Origin of the sequence: Streptomyces spinoverrucosus (assembly GCF_015712165.1) — a bacterium.
In the GTDB taxonomy this organism is placed as follows: domain Bacteria; phylum Actinomycetota; class Actinomycetes; order Streptomycetales; family Streptomycetaceae; genus Streptomyces; species Streptomyces spinoverrucosus_A.
Genome location: NZ_JADPZX010000001.1, coordinates 4,446,161 through 4,466,772 on the forward strand (window position 1 = coordinate 4,446,161; position 20,612 = coordinate 4,466,772).

At 70.7% G+C, this 20,612-nt stretch carries 22 protein-coding genes; 9 read left to right on the forward strand and 13 right to left on the reverse strand.

The window, feature by feature from the left end:
* Window positions 1–2 precede the first annotated feature (2 nt).
* The 8 genes from I2W78_RS20060 to I2W78_RS20095 form a co-directional block, all read right to left on the reverse strand.
* A complete protein-coding gene (locus I2W78_RS20060; RefSeq protein ID WP_196461664.1) occupies window positions 3–851 on the reverse strand; it encodes a bifunctional DNA primase/polymerase in 849 nt (282 codons plus the stop codon).
* A gap of 89 nt (window positions 852–940) precedes the next feature.
* Window positions 941–1,405, reverse strand: coding sequence for a hypothetical protein (locus I2W78_RS20065; protein ID WP_196461665.1), 465 nt, complete (start codon window positions 1,403–1,405; stop codon window positions 941–943).
* Between the two features lie 204 nt (window positions 1,406–1,609).
* Window positions 1,610–3,736: an FtsK/SpoIIIE domain-containing protein gene (locus I2W78_RS20070; RefSeq protein WP_196461666.1), complete on the reverse strand. Its 2,127-nt coding sequence runs from the start codon at window positions 3,734–3,736 to the stop codon at window positions 1,610–1,612.
* Between the two features lie 102 nt (window positions 3,737–3,838).
* A complete protein-coding gene (locus tag I2W78_RS20075) occupies window positions 3,839–4,156 on the reverse strand; it encodes a hypothetical protein (protein ID WP_196461667.1) in 318 nt (105 codons plus the stop codon).
* Window positions 4,157–4,158: 2 nt separating this feature from the next.
* Window positions 4,159–4,500, reverse strand: a complete 342-nt coding sequence (locus I2W78_RS20080; RefSeq protein ID WP_196461668.1) for an RRQRL motif-containing zinc-binding protein — start codon at window positions 4,498–4,500, stop codon at window positions 4,159–4,161.
* The gene (locus I2W78_RS20085; protein ID WP_196461669.1) at window positions 4,500–5,399 is read right to left on the reverse strand and encodes a DUF2637 domain-containing protein; all 900 of its coding nucleotides are present in this window, start codon (window positions 5,397–5,399) and stop codon (window positions 4,500–4,502) included. The genes I2W78_RS20080 and I2W78_RS20085 overlap by 1 nt, the downstream gene beginning before the upstream one ends.
* A complete protein-coding gene (locus I2W78_RS20090) occupies window positions 5,396–5,821 on the reverse strand; it encodes a hypothetical protein (protein ID WP_196461670.1) in 426 nt (141 codons plus the stop codon). Before I2W78_RS20090 ends, I2W78_RS20085 begins: the two co-directional genes overlap by 4 nt.
* Entirely contained in the window at window positions 5,821–6,090 is a 270-nt protein-coding gene (locus I2W78_RS20095) for a DUF6284 family protein (RefSeq protein ID WP_196461671.1), read from the reverse strand. The genes I2W78_RS20090 and I2W78_RS20095 overlap by 1 nt, the downstream gene beginning before the upstream one ends.
* A gap of 488 nt (window positions 6,091–6,578) precedes the next feature.
* Between I2W78_RS20095 and I2W78_RS20100 the strand changes: the two genes are divergently transcribed.
* The 3 genes from I2W78_RS20100 (at window position 6,579) to I2W78_RS20110 (ending at window position 8,699) form a co-directional block, all read left to right on the forward strand.
* Window positions 6,579–7,337 carry a GntR family transcriptional regulator gene (locus I2W78_RS20100; RefSeq protein WP_196461672.1) on the forward strand — a complete coding sequence of 253 codons (759 nt, stop codon included), beginning with the start codon at window positions 6,579–6,581 and terminating at the stop codon, window positions 7,335–7,337.
* Window positions 7,334–8,017, forward strand: a complete 684-nt coding sequence (locus I2W78_RS20105; RefSeq protein WP_307783720.1) for an AAA family ATPase — start codon at window positions 7,334–7,336, stop codon at window positions 8,015–8,017. Before I2W78_RS20100 ends, I2W78_RS20105 begins: the two co-directional genes overlap by 4 nt.
* Before the next feature lie 256 nt (window positions 8,018–8,273).
* Entirely contained in the window at window positions 8,274–8,699 is a 426-nt protein-coding gene (locus I2W78_RS20110) for an aromatic-ring hydroxylase C-terminal domain-containing protein (protein ID WP_374222726.1), read from the forward strand.
* On the opposite strand, the gene I2W78_RS20115 is transcribed toward I2W78_RS20110, so the two are convergent.
* From I2W78_RS20115 to I2W78_RS20135, 5 genes are all read right to left on the reverse strand, one after another.
* Window positions 8,696–10,660, reverse strand: a complete 1,965-nt coding sequence (locus tag I2W78_RS20115; RefSeq protein ID WP_374222683.1) for a copper resistance CopC/CopD family protein — start codon at window positions 10,658–10,660, stop codon at window positions 8,696–8,698. The two genes, I2W78_RS20110 and I2W78_RS20115, sit on opposite strands and share 4 nt — an antisense overlap.
* A gap of 101 nt (window positions 10,661–10,761) precedes the next feature.
* A complete protein-coding gene (locus I2W78_RS20120; RefSeq protein WP_196461674.1) occupies window positions 10,762–11,526 on the reverse strand; it encodes an SDR family NAD(P)-dependent oxidoreductase in 765 nt (254 codons plus the stop codon).
* A complete protein-coding gene (locus tag I2W78_RS20125) occupies window positions 11,523–11,996 on the reverse strand; it encodes a cupin domain-containing protein (RefSeq protein WP_196461675.1) in 474 nt (157 codons plus the stop codon). The genes I2W78_RS20120 and I2W78_RS20125 overlap by 4 nt, the downstream gene beginning before the upstream one ends.
* The gene (locus I2W78_RS20130; protein WP_196461676.1) at window positions 11,993–12,601 is read right to left on the reverse strand and encodes a GNAT family N-acetyltransferase; all 609 of its coding nucleotides are present in this window, start codon (window positions 12,599–12,601) and stop codon (window positions 11,993–11,995) included. The genes I2W78_RS20125 and I2W78_RS20130 overlap by 4 nt, the downstream gene beginning before the upstream one ends.
* Window positions 12,594–14,939 carry a penicillin acylase family protein gene (locus I2W78_RS20135; protein ID WP_196461677.1) on the reverse strand — a complete coding sequence of 782 codons (2,346 nt, stop codon included), beginning with the start codon at window positions 14,937–14,939 and terminating at the stop codon, window positions 12,594–12,596. Before I2W78_RS20135 ends, I2W78_RS20130 begins: the two co-directional genes overlap by 8 nt.
* Window positions 14,940–15,030: 91 nt before the next feature.
* Between I2W78_RS20135 and I2W78_RS20140 the strand changes: the two genes are divergently transcribed.
* From I2W78_RS20140 to I2W78_RS20165, 6 genes are all read left to right on the forward strand, one after another.
* Complete coding sequence (locus tag I2W78_RS20140) at window positions 15,031–15,741, forward strand: siderophore-interacting protein (protein ID WP_196461678.1); 711 nt, start codon at window positions 15,031–15,033, stop codon at window positions 15,739–15,741.
* Between the two features lie 139 nt (window positions 15,742–15,880).
* Window positions 15,881–16,351 (forward strand): ATP-binding protein, encoded by a 471-nt coding sequence (locus I2W78_RS20145; protein ID WP_196464642.1) that lies wholly within the window; start codon window positions 15,881–15,883, stop codon window positions 16,349–16,351.
* Between the two features lie 508 nt (window positions 16,352–16,859).
* Window positions 16,860–17,174 (forward strand): hypothetical protein, encoded by a 315-nt coding sequence (locus I2W78_RS41435; protein WP_196461679.1) that lies wholly within the window; start codon window positions 16,860–16,862, stop codon window positions 17,172–17,174.
* A gap of 238 nt (window positions 17,175–17,412) precedes the next feature.
* Window positions 17,413–18,723, forward strand: a complete 1,311-nt coding sequence (locus tag I2W78_RS20155; RefSeq protein WP_196461680.1) for an ABC transporter substrate-binding protein — start codon at window positions 17,413–17,415, stop codon at window positions 18,721–18,723.
* A gap of 8 nt (window positions 18,724–18,731) precedes the next feature.
* Window positions 18,732–19,709, forward strand: coding sequence for a carbohydrate ABC transporter permease (locus tag I2W78_RS20160; protein ID WP_196461681.1), 978 nt, complete (start codon window positions 18,732–18,734; stop codon window positions 19,707–19,709).
* Window positions 19,706–20,587 carry a carbohydrate ABC transporter permease gene (locus tag I2W78_RS20165; protein ID WP_196461682.1) on the forward strand — a complete coding sequence of 294 codons (882 nt, stop codon included), beginning with the start codon at window positions 19,706–19,708 and terminating at the stop codon, window positions 20,585–20,587. The genes I2W78_RS20160 and I2W78_RS20165 overlap by 4 nt, the downstream gene beginning before the upstream one ends.
* Window positions 20,588–20,612 lie beyond the last annotated feature (25 nt).

Below are 20,612 nucleotides of genomic sequence, written 5' to 3' on the forward strand. Positions count from 1 at the left end.
GGTCACAACCCCAACGTGGTGCGGGCGTTGGTCCACGCGTCCGTGCAGTGCCGGACCGTCTCGCCCTTGGCCTGCGCGGCGGTGAACAACCGCGTGACGTGGGTGTCGGTGAGGCAGCCGCACCTGCCGTGTTTGGACAGCACGGCCAGGAATGTCCGGTACACGGTCGCGTGGATCGCACTGGACGCTTCGGTGATGCGCTGCTCTGCCATGGCGATGCCACGGTCCAGGAAGACGGGCGTGCGGTGCGGGCACTGCCCGCCGGCGGACCGTGTGGACACGTCGGCGTGCGGTACAGGCCGGGCCGGGGAGCGCGTCTTGGCGGCCAGGGCACGCACAGTGTCCGGCAGGTCGACCACGCGGCCGATGCCGGGACCGAGGTAGCGGGCGTAGGACATGGACGACTTGACGTCGACACCGGGACGCACCTTGTTGCGGGAGGTCATGGCACCCCGGTAGATCCAGTGCTCACCGCGCGTCGTCGGTACGGTCCGCGTGGCCGGCAGGGTCGCGCGGGCCCATGCGATGGCGTCCGCGTCGTCCAGGTCCACGACGCTCAGTCCGGCGCCGCCGGGGTGGTAGCCGACGCACACCGCCCGGCGCCACGCCGCCGCCCATGCGGGCGAGACGATGACCGCCGGGTCGGTGGTGGCGGCGGCCCATGCGTGGCAGACGCCGGGGCACCGGCAGGGGCCCGGCGTTTTCATGTTCGGCCGGCCGCCGCACGCGTTGTCCGCGCACGTCGTGCAGTTACCGAACGGGACCTTGCCCCGACGCAGGGGCAGCACGGGCACACCGGACGCCGCGAGACTCAGCGCCGTGTGCTGCGGAAAGGGCGTGGGTTGCGTCATGCTGGGGTATCTCCAGTTCCTTGACGGGTTCTGGCTGGCAAGGGCGGCCCCGGATTCATTGGCGTGAGTGGGGGCCGCCCTTGGCGTAGCTAGCCGTGGAAGTGGTTGCGCTTGAACGTCGCCTTGCGGATGTTCACGGTGGTGCCGCCCTGGTGGCCGCTCGCGCTGAAGAGCTGCACGGCGATCCATCCGCCGAAGATGACGGCCGCGAGGATGATCAGTTGGGTGATGAACGCGGTGAGCGCGGCGATGAACGAGGTGAGCAGGATCAGCCCGCCGCACACCGCGAGGAATCCGACGCCTCCGAGGGCGACGTTCACCGCCGTGCGGGACACGGCCGGCTTGGCCGCGATCGGCTCGGGCTGGGCGGGGTTGATGGCGTAGCCGGTGACGACGCGGCCGTCCGGCAGGACGATGCTGGCCACCGCCGGAACACTGCCGGGCTGCACTGGCACGACCGGTGCCGACACGGCCACGGCGGGCGGGAGCGGGGTGGGCTGGTGGACTTCCACGGCCCGCTGTGCGGGCACGTGCGGGGTGTGGTCGGGGTACATGCGGAATCCCTTCCGGTACTCGGCCGGGGAGGTGGAGGCACCCCCTTCGGGGTGCCGCGTGGAGGGGTGTTTTAGGAGTCTGAGCAGGGCGCCTCCCCGCCTCCCCGAAACGATGTTTGTGCTGATCAGTACGGGGAGGCGGGCCCGGGGAGGGGATTGGGGAGTTCTCCCCGCCTCCCCGGGCCGGACGGGTGTTCCTCCCCGCTACTGGGAGGCGGAAGCGGAACCGTCGGCGTCGCGGTTGGCGAGGGCACGGGCCACGTCGTCGCGGCGCACGACCATGACCCCGTGCGACTTCTTCGGCTCCTCGCCGTGCTCCTCCAGCAGCCGCTTCAAGCGGACGTTGTTCCACTCGCGGTAGACGGCCGTGTCCAGAGCGTGCAGCCGCTTCAGCACCTCATCCGTGCGCATCCGGGCCGCGTCGCCGATGACGGCCGCCACGTCCGCGAGCGCGTCGCGCTCCTCGGTGGGGTCGATGGCGCGCAGGGTGGCCACTCCGTCGCGCAGCGCCTTGGCGCGGGCGGCGATCTCGGCGGCCGGTTCGTCGTCGATGAAGTGCGTGCGCACGGTGATGGAGGACTGGCCGGCGGGGATGGCGATGCCGTCGGAGGCGACCACGAGGGTGCCCTTGTCCAGTCCCTGGCGCAGCAGGTGCGGCGCGGCGCCGGCGTTGACGGCCTTGGCTCCGAGCGCCATCTCAGCCTGCGATTCGGTGCCGACCACGAGGGAGGCGCGGGTGTGGGCACCCTCGCGGACCAGCTTGGGAAGGTTCTGGTCGGTGGGGTCCTGCGTGCCCTGCCACATCAGCACGTCGACCGCACGGCCCTGGTTGTGGATCTCGCGCACCGCCATGAAGTAGCGGGAGGTGGCCTTGGCGCCGCCGTAGGGGCGGCCGTCCTCGCCCTTGGCCGGGCACATGAACGCCTTCTGCGCCTCATCCACCAGCACGATCAGCGGCGGGAACACGAGGGAGGGGTCCTTGCGAACAGCCTCGATCCGCCGGTTCATCTCCTCCACCGCGTCCTCAACCATCTCGGTCGCCTGAATGCAGTGGCTGTCCGAGGGACCCTCGATCAGCACCTTTGCGATGCCGTCGAACGGGGCCCAGTCACCGACACCCTTCAGGTCGGCAATCCAGAACTGCACCGTCCTATCCAGCGCCAGCCACAGCGCCAGGGCCCGCAGGGCGGCCGTCTTGCCCTGGTTCGACAGGCCCGTGACCAGCAGGTGGCGCTGATACACGCTCAGCTCCGCCGCGTCCCCGCGCAGATCCTGGCCCCACGGGGCCCGACCGGTCTTGTAGTTCGCGGTCAGCGTCTCATCGGTGACCAGCGGAGACGGGCCGATCGGCTCGTCCAGCGCGCCGGGGTCGGCGATCCACAGCCGCACGGTTCGCGCGGCCTCCGGGATGGTGATGAACACCTCGTGTTCGTGCCGGGTCAGGTTCTCGGCGAGCTTGCGCCGCTTGTTCTGCACCTCGTTCGTGGCCACCCCGGAAGGAAGGGTCACGTCGACTTCCACGCCGCATCCGGCGATGCGGATCGGTCCGAGCATGCTCGCGCCGGCGTCGCCCATCTCCTTGATGGCGCGCGCCAGGGCGGGCACTCCGAGGTCACGCAGGGCCTTGACCACGATGGACGGGGTGATCGGCTCACCCTCGCTGTTGCGGACGTTCTCGGGCAGGGCCCATGCGGGGGCAGCCTGCTGTTTGCGGCCCACCGACCACAGGGCGAGCAGAGCGAGGAACGGGCCGATCGTGAGCGCCGGACCCCAAACCACCTGCACGATCCGGATGAGCAGAGCGATGAAGTCGATGGTGGCCGACAGAGGGGTGATGACGTCACCGACGTGGCCGGTGTTGATGGCCAGCACGACGCCGAGCGCGACCAGGACGCCGATGCTCATGCCAGCGCCGACGGCCACGCCCTTGGCGGCCTCCACCGGCGAGTGGAGCAGGTCCATGCGGCGGTGGTGGCGGGCGGCCCGGAAGCGCTGCAACCGCTCCTCCCACTCTTCGGCCGCCTCCAGGTTCCCTGCGGCTTCCGCCGCCCGGATCATCCGCTCGTACCGGGAGCCGGTACGGCCGTCCCATGCGCGGCGGGCCACGATCCGTCCGCCGTTGAAGGTGTAGAGGCTGTGCCGGGCCGCCGCCCGGACCGTCGCGCGGGTCTTCTCGTGGGTGACGCCGGTCTTGATGGCGCGGCCGGAGCGAACCCACAGCGGCACGGGCCGCGCGGGCGGCGCTTCCGGTACGACCGTGAGGACGGTGGGGGCGGTGTCGGGGGTCGGGGGGTCTGTGGGCTTGTGGAGGTGGACGACGTTCTCAGACATGCTGGAAGTGCTCCTGACTGCCCCTTCGGGGGCGGGAGTAAGGGAGAGAGCCGGGGTGGCCGGGTCCGTGGAAAGAGCGGCCACCCCCGGTGTGATGGCTGGTCAGAACCAGCCGGAAGATTTCTTCTTGGCCTTTTCGCGGGCGGCCTCGGTGAGGAGGCGCTGACGCTCGCCGTGCAGGGCGGTCAGTTCCGCGTTCAGCCGGATCTCGGCAGAGCTGCCGGTGGCGTCCATGCGCTGCTCCTCACGGCCCGCGCTACGGCCCCGGGCCACCTTGTAGCCACCGACGGCCAGGGAGCGGGCCATGGCCCGGCGCTCGCTGCCGTTCAGCGGCCACCACTCACCCCGGCGGACCGCTTCGAGCTTCTTCGTGGTCGCCTGAATCTCTCGGTCCAGACGACGGATATCGGCATTGCGCATGGTCAGACGCTCCTCGGAGAGTCGGCGGGGTAGGCGCAGGGCACGCAGGACCCGAGGGAGGCGGGGATGACGTAGCCCGCATCGCGCCGGCACTGCGGGCAGACGCGGCGGGCGGCGTTCGCCTTGGCCAGCGCCGCCCACCGGCCCGGCGTCATCGGCCTCACCGGCTTGGCGAGGTCGACGCGGTAGAGGTAGGCGACCAGCGGCCCTCGGCGGCGGCGCGGCCGTTCGAGCTGCGCGGCCACGTCCTGACCGCCGGGCCGTAAGCCCCGGGCACGGAGTTGGCGGCGGGTGGCGTAGCCGTCCGGGGCCAGGCGCCACCGGAACACCGGCAGCGCCGCCATCACGCAGCCTCAGCCGCCGTAGCGGCCCGGTCGGCGAGGATCGTGTCCCGCAGCGACCGGGCGTTCGCCGGCGACGTGTGGATGGCGCGGCGAATGCCCTCGCCGGTCACCTTCGCGTCCGGCCAATCAGCCGTCACCTTGCGCGCTTCAGCGAGCAACTGTTCCGGGGTGCGCTTCGGCCGGGTCGACTTCGCCACCGCCGGGACACGGCCCGTGGCGCGGCGCGGTCGAGTCGATTCCGCAGCCACCGCGCGCCGCTCGATCGGCGCGGCGGAGGCCGGTGCGATCGAGGGGAGCGGCTTGGCCGGGAGCGTCGACTTCAGGAAGCCGACGGCCACCGGCCGGGGCAGCACGGTCGCGTTCGGAGTGATCGGCGTCGGGGTCGATACCGGCAGGTCAGCCGTAGACCGTTTCCTCTCGGTATCGGTCGATTCCTCCTCATTCGTGCTCACGGTCGGGATCGAGTCGGGGCGGTGGTGCAGCACCTTGGCCACGAGGTCGGAACCGAAGTAGATCGACCCGACCGGCAGCGACGTGGCGAGCAGGACCAGGGCCCAGTTCGCCGGGTCCCAGTCGGCCAGTCGACCCCAATCGACCGTTCGCCCGTGCAGCTCCGGGACCAACCCGTGCACGTAGTTCAGGACCAGCGAGGCGATCGTGTACGCCCCGAGCACCCGCAGTGCGAAGCGGCGGGCGTCGCCGGTGAGTACGAGGGTGGCGATCAGGGCGAGCGCCATCAGGCCGTCGACCACGAACGGGTACAGCATCGCGGCCGTGTCGTCCGCGCCCACGGCGCCGGCGATGTCCCGCAGCGCGTTCCACGACACCCGGAACGCCATGGCGACCACGGCGACCAGGGCGAGCACCAGAGCGGCGCGGCCCTTGCGGTGAAGGCTCATGACCGGCCCTCCAGCCACGGGAAGGGGTGGGTGTGGTGCGCGGCGCGGAAGATTCGCAGGGCCACCCCGGCGGGGGCGTCCGGCTTGGCGACCGGGCGAGCGCCGGTGATCGAGGCGAGCATGCGGGCGGCGTGGTGCTCGCATCCGTCGGCGCCCGCATTCTGCGTGTCGACGATGGTCACGACGACCGGGCCACCGCACGGCGTCGGGTCCTCCGGGTGCGCGGCCGGGCACCGGACGACGTTCCCGCCGGCCGTCTCGTCGACCATCTCGATCAGCCGCTCCACGGCTACCTCAAGACGGCCGATCATGCGGGCCATGGCACTGCCATCCAGGAGGTTCACGCTCTCCGCAGCCGCCAACGTCTTCCGGGCGGCCTCGATGACGCAGCGGTCGTACTCGGTGAGGTCGGAGCGTGCCATCAGGCAGCACCCCCCGGAACGGCCGCGCCGGCCGCGCGGTTTCCCAGCGCGACCCGGGCGGCCAGCGCCCGGCGGCGGGCCCGACGGATGCGGCGGTCGTCCACCTCGGTCGGCGTGCGGTCGAGGGTGACGATGTGCGCGTCCAACAGGTCGACGTCCGCCAGGATGACAGGCATTTCCTGCTCGATCGCGTCCAGCTCCGCGTCCGTCGGCTCCACGAAGTCGGCGAACGCGGTAACAGCGTCTTGAACAGTGACGATGTGGTTCATGGGTCGTGGTCTCCCTAGCAGGTGAAACGGCCCGAACAGCGCCCTCGGAGTAGCCGCTCCGGGGGCGCGCGCCGTTGTAGGTGATCAGCCGCGCCAAACGCGCGGAACGGCCACATAGAGCGGCCGGAGTGCCCCGGGCGAGATTCGATCTCGCGCCCTTCACGGCTGGACGCCGGGGCGATGTGCATGTCTCCTTCGGGGTGCCTCGCCCGTATCAGGTAGCGCGGCATGACCCCGTTGTAGGCGTATGGAGACATGACCTTTCGGTCTAAGCCCTCCCGAATGCAAAGGGTCGGGTGCGCCCTCGGCCCGCTCTGTCCCGGGCCCCTTGACCTCGAATAGGCCCTGAATCAGGGCGCATTGAGGTCCGGCACCCGCTGTCCGGTGAACCGACCGGCGGGCACATCCCTAAGGTTCCCTAGGGTTCCCTGCGGTGTCAAGCGGTAAGCTAGGGAACCTCAGGGAAGTGACGACAGGGAGCGGGCAACATGGCAGGCCAGGCCGACAATCGGGCGCCGTACGCGAAGATTGCCGCCCACTACACGGAGCTGATTACGTCTGGACAGCTCCAGCCGGGGACCCTCTTGCCGAGCATCAAGAACCTCTCGGAAGAGTGGAAGGTGAGTACGGCGACAGCCGAGAAAGCCTTGCGCAAGCTGCGCAACGAGGGGCTTGTCCGTGGCATCCACGGCATCGGTACCGAAGTGCTGGACCAGCCGACTCCGATGTCGTCCGGGGCGCAGCGGCAGGACCGGGGACGCCGGACCGGGTCGAGCTGGGGGGCAGGCGAACGGTCCGACTCGCATCAGGCGGCCGTGGTACCCGCGCCCGAAGAAGTGGCGCAAGCACTGGACATCCGGCCCGGCTCCGACGTGGTGCGCCGCAGCCGTGTGTACCGGGACCGGCACGGCATCGTCGCGCACAGCACATCGTGGATTCCCGCTCGGTACGGGAAGCTGATCCCTCAGCTAGCAGCGAGCGAGCGCCTAACAGGCGGGACGTCGCTCCAGCTCATTGCCCAGGCGACCGGTCACCCGATCAGCCACCGCATCGACACCGCTTCCGCGCGCCTGGTCACACCGGAGTACGCCCGGCTTCTGGAACTGGACCCTGACAACCTGCCGACGGACCCGGTAGTCGTGATGACAGCCAAGTTCGTGGACAGTGAGGGCAACATCGTGGAGTACGGCGTGGACCTCGGCGGCCCGGGCCGGACATGGCGTACGGAATCGGAGGTGAACCCGTGACGGTCGTGGACGACACGCTCATGAGCGTGCTCGAAGACCGCCTGGATGCACTGCTTGCGGCCCGCAGGGCTGGCACAATCACGCCCGAAGCAGAAGCAGAGGTGGCCGCCATCTCCCGAACCATGATCAGACCGATGCCCCCACGTCCGCCGTTCTGTGTCCTCATGGCCGGGCTTCCCGGCTCCGGTAAGACGACTCTTTCCCGTGCCCTCACCGCCCGTGGGTTCGTACGGCTGTGCCCAGACGAAGAGATGTTCCGTCGGCACGGCGTCTACGGCGTGGACTTCCCCCGGGGGGTCTTTCCCACCCTTGAGCGCCCCGTTCTCGAAGACGTGGCGGTCGAACTGCGGGAGCACCTCAAGGACGGGCACGATGTCGTCGTTGACCACGGTTTTTGGACTCCGGAGGACCGCGCGAAGTGGCGAACGATCGCTACCGACGCCGGAGCGACCCCCATGCTCGTCTACCTCGCTGCCAGCCATGAAGAGCTGTGGGCGAGGATCAGCAAGCGCAACGAGTTCCACGCCAACGACCCAAACTCGATCTACTTCTCCGAGAGCGACCTACAGCGCTACCGCGCGCGGTTCGTGCCTCCGCAGGACGATGAAGCGCACGTGCTGTACGACGGTGACCCAGCGGTGGTGATCGCAGCTCTGGAAGCCTCTCCCCCGGACTGTTAGAGGAGCGAAGGGGCAGGTCAGCGGGGCCGGGCTCCGTCTCAGTTTCCGTCTCATTCAGCCTCGGTCGGAGTCGTTCGTAGCGGTTCACGACATGGCCAGGGAAGCGCGAATGAACGAGGTTGAACGACCCTGAATACCCATCTGACCAGCACGAACAGACCTCGAAAGCGAGTGTGGCGCAAGTCACCGAGGGTTCAAATCCCTCCGCTACCGCTTCTGAGCGAAGGGCCCGGTCCGATGGACCGGGCCCTTCGTGATGTTCCGCCCCGGGACGATGGAGATCTTCCGCCGGCTCGGGCTCGCCGACAGGATCGCGGATGTCGCGTTCCCGGCGAAGTTCGGCCGCATCCGCTTCCGCGACACCCTGTACGACCGCGACTTCGCCACGGCGGCGGCGGACGCGCGGACCCGGTTCGGTGTCGAGCTGACCGATCTGACTGAGGAGGCCTGTTACGTACTGGCCGCCGGCGCACGGTTCGGTCATCCCGCTCTACCCCGAGGGCGGCCGGGCCTGGTTCGGTCCCTCACCGGAGGACGCCGCGCGGGGCGACTGGCGGTGGGCCCCCGGGGCGCCCTGCTCGTCCGCCCGGACGGCCACATCGCCGCCCGCTGGCCCGACGGTCCCCGTGACGGCCGCCTGCGCCATGCACTGGCCACCCTCACGGGAGTCACGCCGGACTAGCCCACACGGACGTCCTGCTCCACCGTCACCTGGTCGATGTCCGTCGTCCGGACCGTGATCTTCATGGTCCAGGTGCCGGGGAGGGGGAGCCGGAGGTTGTCCGTGGCCCAGTAGCCGCCCCGGTTCTCCAGTTCCGCGTCGATGGGGCCGACGTCCTGGGCGCGCAGGGTGAAGGTGAGGCGCAGTTCGGGGACGGTGACGAGGCCGCCGTCGGGGCCGTAGACGACGGCCTGCACCTGGTTCTGGCCGACGCGTCCCGGGGCGAGGTTGAGCTGGACCTTGCCCTGACCGTTCGGGGTGCCGATGTCGAAGGGGACCTCGTTGCTGGAGGCGGTGGGCTTGCCGGGATCGGCCGCGGTGGTCTGCGCGGCGGCGGACTCGGTGGCGGCGCGGCCCGGGAGGGTGATGGTGAGGAGGGAGGTGATCACCAGGACCAGCACACCCATCATGAACTCGGCGAGGACGGAGCGACGGAGGGCTTGGCGGTGGTGGTCGTCCTGAGTGGCGGCGCCTTCCGGGCAGTCGGCGGAGTCGCCCGCGCCCCCGCTCACCACCCCCTCGGCCCGCTCGCCGACGTCCGCTTCCGTCGGCCCGCCCACCGTCTCCGGCATCCGCGCCTCGGCCTCGGCCCGCTCGCCGACCTCCGCTTTCGTCGGCCCGCCCACCGTCTCCAGCACCCGCGCCTCGGACTGCGCCCGCGCCGGTTCCGCCGTCGCCCAGCGTCGCGTCCACCGGCGGGAGAAGTCCGCCGCCGCCAGCAGCAGGGCCACCGCGGCCAGCTTGGCGAGCAGGATGCGGCCGTACGTCGTGCCGGTCAGGGCCTCCCAGGAGCCCAGGCCCCGCCAGGACTGGTAGACGCCGGTGACCGTGAGGACGATCACCGAGGCGAGGGCCAGCCGGGAGAAACGGGTGACGGCGGTGAGTGTGAGGTCGTGCGGGGCCCGGTGGAGGACGGTGAGCAGGGCCGTCAGGCCGCCCAGCCAGACCGCCATGGCCAGCAGGTGCAGCACGGACGACGTCATCGCCACCGGCACCTGGATACCGGCGGAGGCGTGCTCGGCGGCGGCCCAGGTGACGGCCAGCGCGACGGAGAGCGCGACGCCGGGTGCGGGTGGGGTGGTACGGCGGGCCGATCGTCGTACCAGGAAGAAGGCCGCCGCCAGCAGGGCGAGCCGGGTCAGCAGTGCCAGCCCGGGCCGGGTGGTGAGGGTGGCGCTGAGGATGGTCGGGTCGAGGGCGTCCGTCAGGCCCGTGCCGCGTTCGTAGGGGCCGCGCAGGAGCAGCAGGGCGGCCGTGGAGATCACGAGGGTCAGCCAGGCGGCCGGGAGGAGTCTGCGAAGGGCGTCGGTGGGGCCGCGCAGGACGGCGGACATGAAGACGGCGACGCCGATGAGCAGGGCCAGAGCGCCGTACGCGGCATAGCGGGCGGCGTTGTAGAGCGAGGCGGTCGCCGGGTCCTCGGTCGGGCCGGTCACCACGGCGGTCGTCGCCGACGGCTCGCCGACCGAGAAGATGAACGCGCCCGAGACCGGGTGACTGTCCGCCGAGACGACCCGCCAGGCGACGGTGTAGGTGCCGTCCGCGAGGTCGGCGGGCAGGCTGACCCGGACGGTGTCGGCGCGGTCGCCCGCGTGTGCGGCCTCGCCCGTGTCGACCGGGCGGTTCTCCGGGCTGATCACCCGGACCGAGTCGTCGAGGAGTCCGACGGACTCGGTGAAGGTCAGGGTGATGTGACGGGGGGCGGAGTCGAGGACGGATCCGTCGCGGGGGTCGGTGCTGCCGAGCGCGGCGTGCGCGGACGCGGGGGCCGCTCCGCCGAGGAGGAGCAGGACCAGCATGGCGACCAGCAGCACCAGCCGCCGAAGTCGCCGGATCGGTCCGGGGCGTTGGATCGGTCCGGGTCGTTGGATCGCGCCGCCGTCGCCGTCGTCGTGCCGTGCTCCGCCATCGCGCATCCCCATCGCTGCCCCGTCGTCGGATCTGCTTCCGGGATACGTACGGACGCGGGCTCCGATGTGCTCACCGACGCCCGCCCCGGCGCCTCAAAGCACCGGCAGTGCCCTCACCACGTGGGACGCGCCGAGACCCCGCCGTCCACCACCAGGTCGTGCCCCGACACCCAGGACGCCAGCGGCGAGGCCAGGAACACGCACGCGTCCCCGATGTCCTCCGCCCGCCCCAACCGGCCGAGCGGCACCGCCCGCTGCCAGCGCTCCACGCCCTCCGGCCAGCCCTCCGCCAGCCCCTCCCGGTCGATCAGCCCGGGTGAGACGGTGTTGACGCGGATCCCGTACCGCCCGTACTCCAGCGCCGCCGACCGGGCGTGCATCACGACCGCCGCCTTGGAGGCGCAGTAGTGCGCGTGCGCGGGCGCCGGTGCGCTCGCCTCGATGGAGGCGATGTGCGTCACCGAGCCCCCTTCGCCCCGCTCCCGCATGACCTCGACGGCCGCCTGCGTGCACGCGAAGACACTGGTGAGGTTGGTGTCCACGACCGTCCGCCAGTCGGCCGCGGTCATCCCGGCGAGCTCCCGCACCGGCTGCACGGCCGCGTTGTTGACCAGCGCGGTCAGCCGCCCCTGCGCCCACTCGGCGGCCTCGCGCACCACCCGCCGGCACTCGTCCTCGTCGGTCAGATCGCCCTGCAGTACGACGGCCTGTCCACCCGAGTCCTCTACGAGCGAGGCCACTTCACGCGCCGACTCCACCGACGTACGGCAGTGCACGGCGACCGCCGCGCCCTGTTCCGCGAACCGCAGGGCGATGCCCCGGCCGATTCCGCCGCCCGCGCCCGTGACGAGGGCGACCTGGCCCTCCAGCAACCTCATGACCGACACAGTTCCACGATCCGGTCGGCCCGGTCCGGATAGCGGGCGGTCAACTCGTCCGCGTCGCCGTGCTCGTACCCCTCGAAGGTGAAACCGGGCGCCATCGTGCAGCCGAAGAACGTCCAGGAGCCGCCCTCGACGACCCGACCGCCCATCCAGGTGCCGGCCTCCACAGTGAACTGCGGGTACTGGCCGCCGAGCACGTCCGGTCCGAGGACGACCGTGCGGGAGGTGCCGTCGGGGTCGAGGAGCAGCAGCTGAAGCGGGTCGCCGAGGTAGAAGTGCCACACCTCGTCGGTGGGCAGGCGGTGCAGGGCGGAGTAGTCGTCCTGCCGGAGCAGGGCGACGATGGCGGTGCCCTCCGGGCGCCCGTCGGGGCGGTCCGGCCCGGCCCAGGTCTGCCGGAACAGGCCGCCCTCGCGCGGGATCGGCTCCATGGCGTAGTGCGCGACGAGGTCTTCTGGAGTCACGCGGGGAAGGCTACCGCCCTGGGGAGGAAGGCGAGTTGAGCGTGCTTCTCCGGCAGGTGCACGTCCGGGAGCTTCACCTCCGGCAGTACGACCTTCGGCCCCGCCACGAACCCCTGCCGCAGGAAGCGTTCGATCGCCTTCTCGTTGCGCACGTCCGGGTCGACCACGACCCGCTGCCGGTCGAGCGTGAGCAGCACGTACGACGTGAGGGCGAGCAGCAGGCCGGCCGTGAAGCCGGTGCGCGTGGTGCCCGGGGACGCGGGGGCGAGCAGCAGGTGTACGCCGATGTCGCCCGGCTGGACGTCGTAGCACTCGCTGACCCGGTCCGCCTCCGGCTCGTAGGTCTGGAGCAGGGCGGCCGGTTCGCCGTCCTTCACCACCAGGTACGCGTGATGGGTGTCGAGGGTGTCCAGGTGGGCGTAGATGTCGGCCACGTCGTCCCGGGTGAGCCCGTTCATGCCCCAGAAGGCGGCCCGCTCCTGGCTCACCCAGCCGTGGACCACCTCGGCGTCGCCCTTCGCGTCGAGGGGCAGCACGCGTACGGTGCCGAAGCCGTCGACCGTCTGTTCGTGGAGGGCGGGGCGGTCGGCGTACGGGTCAGTCATTGTCGGACTCCTTCGTCAGGCGGGCCCAGTCGGTGACGACCGGGACGAGGTCTCCCCTGGTCCACAGCGGGAGTTGGTCGCGGTGATGCGCCGAGCCGGGCACGCCGGACGCGCCGAGCGGCACCACCCACAGGCTGTCCTCGCGCCGGGCCAGGTCCCACACGTACCGGGCGGCCGGGCCGCGCGCGGCGAGGTCGGTGAGGCCGGGGACGGCCGAGGTGCACAGCACGCAGTCGTGGTCGCCGGACAGGGCCGGTTCGCTGTACTTCTTCGTGGCGTACGGCGTGCTGGGCAGCGCCCGCCAAGGGGCGAGGCGGTGGGTGTCGCCCCAGGTCCGCGCGCCCGGGGTGCTCGCCACCTCCTCCAGGGCCGCCCGGACGATCGCGGGGCGGTCGATGCCGTACAGCTCCTCGGCCTTCAGCAGGTTCTCCAGGGCGAACGCGATCCGTGCGGTGAGGCCCAGCCAGGGGAGGAGGACCTCCGGGTAGGCGGGCGGCTCGGTGAGTTTCGTGAACGCCGGGTGGGCGACGAGCCGGCGGACGACCGCGCCGCGCACGGCCGCGTAGGCGGCGGCCTCCTCGCCGGCGGCGTCCATGCGGCGGTCCCAGCGCAGCAGGCGTTCGCGCAGTGCGGCGGCCTCGGGGGGCAGGTCGTCGAGGGTCGCGAGGAGGTCGAGGAGGGGCGCGGCGGAGGCGAGGTGGGTGTCCATGTGGATCGCGGGCATGTCGGCCGCCGACCACCGGTCCTGCTCGCTCAGCAGTGCGGCGATGCGGTCGGCGCGGTGCGGCGGGGCGAACTCGACGCCGAGCGGGGTGGACGGGCCGCGCTGGTTGGCCATCACCGCGATGCCGTCCGTCAGTCCCGCGCGGGGCATCTCGTGCCAGCCGCGCCACTCGTGGCCGGGCTCCCAGGCGGGCACCAGCCGCACCCGGTTGGCCTCGGCCCGCACCGGCACCCGGCCCGCCACCCGGTGCAGGGTGCCGCCCTCGGTGTCGGCGGCCTGCACGACGTTGACCGGCTCCACCCAGGTGTCGAAGGCCCGATCGACGTCGACGACCGTGCGGGCCCGCAGCAGCGGGAGCAGGGCGGCGAAGCCGACGTCGGCGGTGACGCGGGGTGGGTGGCGGAGGCTGAGGGCGACGGGGGTGTCGGGGGTGTCGCGGGTCCAGGGGGCGTCCGGGGTCTTGGTGGCGTCGGGGGTGCCCGGGGCATCCGGGTCACCGTCGGCCGCACCGACGAGTGGCGTGCCGTCACCGTCGGCCGCGCTGGCGAGTGGCGTGCCGTCGCTCTGGCCCGCACCGGCGAGTGCCATGCCGTCACCGTGGGCCGCAGCGACGAGTGGCATGCCGTCGCTCTGGCCCGCAGCGACGAGTGGCATGTCGTCACCGTCGGCCGCGCCGCCCAGCAGGGTGCCGTCGTCGAGGCCGTCCGGGCCACCGGCGATCACCGGCCCCCGCTCGGTCTCGATCACCTCGACCGGTACCGGCTCCGCACCACGTACCTCGACGAACTCCGTCTCGCGGTACGCCCGTTGCCACCGCCCGTCCGGGCCGAGGGCCTCGACGCCCGCGCCGGTGCGCCGCAGCCGCTCGCGGTAGAGGTCCTGGTAGTCGGCCATGGCGTTGGTGATGGCCCAGGCGACCGTGCCGGTGTGGCCGAAGTGGGCGATGCCGGGAACGCCGGGCACGGCGAGGCCGACGACGTCGAACTCCGGGCAGCCCAGCCGTATCTGCTGGTACACGCCCGGCTCCTCGATGAACCGGTGCGGGTCACCGGCGATCACGGCCTGCCCGGTGACGGTCCGCTCCCCGGCGACCAGCCAGCCGTTGCTGCCGGAGGTGCCGGGACCGTCCGTGGCGAACAGCGCCACCGCCTCCGGCCCCAGATGCCGTATCACCTCCTCCCGCCAGAGCTTCGCGGGGAAGCCGGCGAACAGGATGTGCGTGCCGAGCCAGACGCCGAGCGGGGTCCAGGGCTCCCAGCGGCCGGGGGTGAGGCCGGTCTCGGCGAACTCGGGCGTACGGCGGGCGCCTTCGGCGAGGCCTTCGTTGACTCCCTCGACGTAGGCCCGGACCCAGTCGGCCGTCTCCGGCTCCAAGGCGTTGAAGGAACGTTTCGCCGTATCCGCCAGCCGTGCCCGTCTCGCCAGGACGTCCCAGGCCACGGCGGCCGTGCCGAGGAATGAGGCCGAGGTGCCCTGGGCGCGATGGCGTTCGACCTCCAGCTGCCAGGCGCGGTCGAGGGCGGTGACCCGGCCCTGGGCGCGGGCGAGTTCGCGGGCGTCGGCGGCGCGCAGGTGCGGGATGCCCCAGGCGTCACGGTAGATCTCGATGGTCACCTGGTCATCACCCTGTCATCCCTCTGTGCTTTAGGTTAGGCTTCCCTAAGTTTGTCGTGGCGGAATAGTACGTGAAATGTGAAGGAGCGCCATGGGGCAGGGGCACGGTTGGCAGGGCACGGTCCTGAAGCTGATGGGCGCGAAGGACTTCGTCCTCACCGTGACCGGCGCCGAGGACGTCACGCCGGAGTACCGGCGGCTGCACTTCACCGACGGCGGCCTGCTCAAGGCCAACGCGGTCCACCCCACGATGTGGGTCCGGCTGTGGTTCGACAACGCCGGCAAGCCGCACCAGCGGGCGTACACGCTGGTCGACCCGGACCCGGAGGCGGGCACGTTCAGCCTGGAGTTCGCACTCCACGAGGGGTGCGCCAGTGACTGGGCGCGGGCGGCGCAGGCAGGGGACACGATCGAGGCGACGGTCCAGGGCACGGGCTTCCAGCATCCCCGGCCCGAGCCCTCACACGTCTTCGCGATCGGCGACCCGGCCTCGCTGCCCGCGCTCAACTCCCTCCTCGACGCTCTCGGTTCGGCACCGGCGACGATCTGGTTCGAGGGCGAGCTGGACGGCCTGCCGTGCCACGCGGACACGGCCCGGCACGAGATACGTCAGGTGGCCCGGCCCGGTCTGGTCGACGCCGTACGGACCACGCTGCCGACGCTGCTGACGGCCACGCCGAATCCGTACGTGTGGGTCGCCTGCGACACGGTGACGACCCGGGCGCTGGCGTCGTACGTCCGTAAGGAACTGGGTGTGCCGAAGGATCGGATGCATGCGTTGGGGTATTGGCGGGCGAGCTGACGGGCCCGTTGGTCGAGACAGAAGGACCCCCGCACGGCCCCCCGTCACCCCGAGGCGGGGCCGTGCGGCGGTGCCGGGTCAGGCCGCCTTGAGCCGGGCGACCTCCCGCGCCCGCTCGGACAGTGCCCGCACCGCCGGAATGGCGACGATCACGGAAAGACCCCCAGCGCAACCGGCAGGCACCCGGCTGACGCCCCGTCCAACTGGCCACCCCAGCTACAGCACGACACTGGAGCGCACGGAGGAGTCCGCGGGCGTTGCCAGGCGCGCGACGCTCACCACGATGCAGTGCTGGGGCGTGCCCCAGGAGGCCGCGGATGCGGCCGTGGCGATCGTCTCGGAGCTTGTGACGAACGCGATCGTCCACTCGCGCAGGGGCGGCATTCGGCTGATCTACGAACTTCCCGAGCCCGGCCGTGTCCTCGTCGCCGTGGTGGACAGGGACGCCTACCGGCTGCCAGAGGTCCGCACCCCTGCCCCCGACACGGATGAAGGGGGCCGGGGTCTGCTTCTCGTGGCCGCGCTGAGCGACCGGTGGGGCTACGACCGGATGGGCTCGAGGCCGTGGGGGAAACGCGTGTGGGCCGAACTTCGGGTGGGTGGCCGGTGAGCGGGCGCGCCGGGAAGCCGCGCGGCTATCTCCGGATGACGGCGCCGAAGTGCTTGGCGCGGGCTCCCCGATCCCTTTGTCCCGAAGGTCCGGGAAGTTGCCGTGGCGGCGGCGACGCTGGCAGGCCGACCGGCTTTCGAGACCCGCGACGACAGCGCTTCCCGCGCCCTGTACGCGGAAGCGACGCGCGAGGCAGAACGACTGGCGCAGCCTTGGCGGAAGGCCGGAGCGCTCATGAGTCACGCCCTGGTCACGCTGTACTCGACACAGGGCATCGACGAGGCATGGCGCCTGGTCGACCACGCCGTACGCGCCGCCCGGTCGGGGGAGAGCATGCTCGTCCGCGCGCGGGCACACGCGCTGCGGACGGAGATCGCGGCTCGGGCCGGGCCCGAGCGGCACGCACAGGCCGCGCTCGGACTGGCCTGGTACGACATTGAGGCGGACCACTCCGAAGACCCGGCGCCCACCTCCTTCTCGCGGGGGGCATCTGCGCGGTTTCGAGGGCGTGTGCGAGCTGTACGTCGGGGATCCCTCCGCGGCGCACGACCGCTTCGTCCGGTCGGCGGCGCTGTTGCCGGCACCGAGGGAGCAGGTGCAGCGGGCCATCGTCACGACTGACCAGGCACTCGCCCGAATCCGGCTCGGGGAGCCGCGCGCGGCGGCCGATCTGCTGCATGAGTGTGTGGCCGCGGCGGCGTCGACCGGCGGCCGGGTGCCGGCGCTGCGGCTGCGGAAGGCTCGTCACGGGCTGCGGCCATGGCGGCGGGAGGACTGGGTGGCCGACCTCGACGACCACCTGATGGACGTCCTGGGCTCCTGACGGCATCGGGGCGCCCCCGGCCCGGTCGATCCTGTTGGTTTCTGTGGCGCTGCCTGTCGGGACCCCCCGTTGCCCCGAGTATGACGGTTACGTTTCAACAAACAGTGACGTCGACCCTTGACGTATGACCGGACATGCGGCTGTTATTACGCCACCCTCGTGTTCGGTCAGGTTGATTTCTGATTGGTTTCGACCAATTCTCGGGCCGGACCGGACCCTGTCCCCCCAGGAGCCGTCAATGCACAGAACTCCCTCCGGTCTCACCCTCCCGAGCCCGAGCCGCCGTACCCTCCTGCGCGGCATCGGCGGCGCCGCCGTTCTCGGTGCCGGTATACCCCTGCTCAGCGCCTGCGGCGGCAGCGGCGCGGCCGCCGACCCCAAGACGGTCACGCTGGGTTCGAAGGCGTCCGACCCGGTGCCGAAGAAGGCGTTCGCCGACATCTACGCGGCCTACAAGAAGAAGTCCGGCATCACGGTCGACGTGAACACCAAGGACTCCAACACCTTCCAGGAGCAGATCAACTCCTACCTCCAGGGCACGCCGGACGACGTGTTCACCTGGTTCGCCGGCTACCGGATGCAGTTCTTCGCGGCCAAGGGTCTCGCCACCCCGATCGACGACGTGTGGCAGAAGATCGGCGGGAACTTCCCCGAGGCGATGCAGAAGCTCAGCAAGGGCGAGGACGGCAAGTACTACTTCGTGCCGCTGTACACGTACCCCTGGGCGGTCTTCTACCGGAAGAGCGTGTTCGAGGAGAAGGGGTACGAAGTCCCCACCACCTGGGACGACTTCGTCGCCCTGTGCAAGCAGATGCAGAAGGACAAGCTGGTCCCGATCGCCTTCGGCGACAAGGACGCCTGGCCCGCGCTCGGCACCTTCGACCAGATCAACTTCCGTAAGAACGGCTACGACTTCCACGTCGACCTGATGGCCGGCAAGGCTTCCTGGACCGACGCCAAGGTCCGCGCCGCCTTCGACCTGTGGGCCGAGATCCTGCCCTACCACCAGGAGGGCGCCGTCGGCCGCACCTGGCAGGACGCCGCGCAGACCCTGGCGTCGAAGAAGGCCGGCATGTATCTGATGGGCACCTTCGTGGGCCAGCAGTTCACCAACCCGGACGATCTCGAGGACCTCGACTTCTTCGCCTTCCCGGAGATCGACCCGGCGTACGGCCAGGACACCGTCGAGGCGCCGACCGACGGGTTCATGATGAGCAAGAGCCCGAAGAACAAGGCCGAGGCCGTCAAGCTCCTGGAGTTCCTGGGCACCACGGAGGCCGAGGACATCTACCTCAAGGCAGACCCGAGCGTCGTCCACGCCGCCACCGGCGCCGACACCTCCTCGTACACCCCGCTCCAGAAGAAGGCGTACGAGATGATCTCCGGCGCCAAATCCCTGACCCAGTTCATGGACCGCGACAGCCGCCCGGACTTCACCTCCACGGTGATGCAGCCCGCGCTGCAGAAGTTCATCCGCGACCCCAAGGGCGTCGACAGCCTGCTCTCGTCGATCGAGCGTCAGAAGAAGACGATCTTCGCTTCCTCATGAGCCGCCACATGACCACGGACATAGCCAAGGAGAACCCGGAGGCGGCCGCCGCGCCGCCTCCGGGCGCTGCCCCCGTACCCAAGCCCCTCTACGGGCACCGCCGTCTGCTCACCCGTCGCGACCGGGTCACGCTGGGCCTGATGGCGACCCTGCCGACGATCCTGCACATCGCCCTGGTGTGGGTGACCGCGCTCGCCTCCGTCGCGCTCGCCTTCACCACCTGGGACGGCATCGGCTTCGACTCGATCCACTGGGTCGGCCTGCAGAACTTCAAGGAACTGTTCGAACAGAACCCGCAGTTCTGGCCGGCCGTCCAGCACAACGTCATCTGGTTCGTCGTGCTGATCGTGATCCCGACGCCGCTCGGTCTGTTCCTGGCCGTGCAGTTGGACAAGAAGATCCGGTTCAGCCGGGTCTACCAGACGGCGTTCTTCCTGCCGGTCGTGCTGTCCATGGCCGTCATCGGATTCGTCTGGCAGCTCGTCTACAACCCCGACACCGGCCTGATCAACAGCATCATCGGCGCCAACGAGCCGGGTAAGTACATCGACTGGATCGGCGACCCGGACCTCAACCTCTGGGCGGTCCTCGTCGCCGCGTCCTGGCGGCACACCGGCTACATGATGATCCTCTACCTGGCCGGCCTGAAGGGCGTCGACCCGTCCCTGCGCGAGGCCTCCGCGATCGACGGCGCGGGCGAGTGGCAGACGTTCAAGAACGTCGTCTTCCCGGCCCTGCGCCCGACCAACACGATCGTCCTGGTCGTCACCATCATCGAGGCGCTGCGCGCCTTCGACCTCGTCTACGTCTTCAACGGCGGCGCCGAGGGCACCGAGCTGCTGTCCATCCTGGTGACCAGCAACATCATCGGTGAGTCGAGCCGTATCGGATACGGATCGGCGATCGCGGTCGTCCTTCTCCTCATCTCGCTCGTCGTGATCATTCCTTACCTGGTGAGCACCTTCCGGAAGGAGCGGCGGGCATGAGCACCATCGCTGTGAGGAGGCGCGCGCCGATCCGCCCCGGCCGCGTCCTGCTGCACGTCGTCCTCGCCACCATGGCGCTGGCCTGGCTGGCCCCGCTGGCCTGGGCGATCTACGCGGCCCTGCGCCCGTACGCCGAGACCAGCGAGAAGGGTTACGTGTCCCTCCCGGACACGCTCAACCTCGACAACTTCACAGACGCGTTCACGCAGTCGGACATGACCCACTACTTCGTGAACACGCTGGTGATCGCCGTCCCGGCGGTGCTGCTGACCCTGTTCCTGTCGTCGATGGTGGCCTTCTACGTCAGCCGCTTCGACTTCCGGGTCAACCTGGCCCTGCTGCTGGTCTTCACGGCCGGCAACCTGCTGCCCCAGCAGGTCATCATCACCCCGCTGTACCGGATGTACCTCCTGGTGGACCTGCCCGGCATCACGATGAGCGGCAAGCTGTACGACTCCGCTCTCGGCCTGGTCCTCATCCACGTGGCGTTCCAGTCCGGGTTCTGCGCGTTCGTGCTGAGCAACTACATGAAGATGCTCCCGCACGAGCTGACCGAGGCCGCGCTGGTCGACGGCGCCTCGGTGTGGCGGCTGTACTGGCAGATCACCCTGCCGCTGTGCCGCCCGGCGATGGCGGCCCTGGCCACGCTCCTGTCCATCTGGATCTACAACGACTTCTTCTGGGCCCTGGTCCTGATCTCCACCGGCGAGAACATGCCGATCACCTCGGCGCTGAACAACCTCTCCGGCCAGTACTTCACCGACCCCAACCTGGTCGCCGCCGGCGCCCTGCTGACCGCGATCCCGACGCTGATCGTCTACTTCCTGCTCCAGCGGCAGTTCGTCAGCGGCCTCACGCTCGGCGCCAACAAGGGCTGACGCCCACCCTTTCGAAAGAGAACCA

What these genes read in the sequence shown, in the direction of transcription:
- I2W78_RS20060 (WP_196461664.1), bottom strand. Translation starts at nt 851, where the DNA reads ATGACGCAACCCACGCCCTTTCCGCAGCACACGGCGCTGAGTCTCGCG.
- I2W78_RS20065 (WP_196461665.1), bottom strand. Translation starts at nt 1,405, where the DNA reads ATGTACCCCGACCACACCCCGCACGTGCCCGCACAGCGGGCCGTGGAA.
- I2W78_RS20070 (WP_196461666.1), bottom strand. Translation starts at nt 3,736, where the DNA reads ATGTCTGAGAACGTCGTCCACCTCCACAAGCCCACAGACCCCCCGACC.
- I2W78_RS20075 (WP_196461667.1), bottom strand. Translation starts at nt 4,156, where the DNA reads ATGCGCAATGCCGATATCCGTCGTCTGGACCGAGAGATTCAGGCGACC.
- I2W78_RS20080 (WP_196461668.1), bottom strand. Translation starts at nt 4,500, where the DNA reads ATGGCGGCGCTGCCGGTGTTCCGGTGGCGCCTGGCCCCGGACGGCTAC.
- I2W78_RS20085 (WP_196461669.1), bottom strand. Translation starts at nt 5,399, where the DNA reads ATGAGCCTTCACCGCAAGGGCCGCGCCGCTCTGGTGCTCGCCCTGGTC.
- I2W78_RS20090 (WP_196461670.1), bottom strand. Translation starts at nt 5,821, where the DNA reads ATGGCACGCTCCGACCTCACCGAGTACGACCGCTGCGTCATCGAGGCC.
- I2W78_RS20095 (WP_196461671.1), bottom strand. Translation starts at nt 6,090, where the DNA reads ATGAACCACATCGTCACTGTTCAAGACGCTGTTACCGCGTTCGCCGAC.
- I2W78_RS20100 (WP_196461672.1), top strand. Translation starts at nt 6,579, where the DNA reads ATGGCAGGCCAGGCCGACAATCGGGCGCCGTACGCGAAGATTGCCGCC.
- I2W78_RS20110 (WP_374222726.1), top strand. Translation starts at nt 8,274, where the DNA reads ATGTTCCGCCCCGGGACGATGGAGATCTTCCGCCGGCTCGGGCTCGCC.
- I2W78_RS20115 (WP_374222683.1), bottom strand. Translation starts at nt 10,660, where the DNA reads ATGGGGATGCGCGATGGCGGAGCACGGCACGACGACGGCGACGGCGGC.
- I2W78_RS20120 (WP_196461674.1), bottom strand. Translation starts at nt 11,526, where the DNA reads ATGAGGTTGCTGGAGGGCCAGGTCGCCCTCGTCACGGGCGCGGGCGGC.
- I2W78_RS20130 (WP_196461676.1), bottom strand. Translation starts at nt 12,601, where the DNA reads ATGACTGACCCGTACGCCGACCGCCCCGCCCTCCACGAACAGACGGTC.
- I2W78_RS20140 (WP_196461678.1), top strand. Translation starts at nt 15,031, where the DNA reads ATGGGGCAGGGGCACGGTTGGCAGGGCACGGTCCTGAAGCTGATGGGC.
- I2W78_RS20145 (WP_196464642.1), top strand. Translation starts at nt 15,881, where the DNA reads ATGGCGACGATCACGGAAAGACCCCCAGCGCAACCGGCAGGCACCCGG.
- I2W78_RS20155 (WP_196461680.1), top strand. Translation starts at nt 17,413, where the DNA reads ATGCACAGAACTCCCTCCGGTCTCACCCTCCCGAGCCCGAGCCGCCGT.
- I2W78_RS20160 (WP_196461681.1), top strand. Translation starts at nt 18,732, where the DNA reads ATGACCACGGACATAGCCAAGGAGAACCCGGAGGCGGCCGCCGCGCCG.
- I2W78_RS20165 (WP_196461682.1), top strand. Translation starts at nt 19,706, where the DNA reads ATGAGCACCATCGCTGTGAGGAGGCGCGCGCCGATCCGCCCCGGCCGC.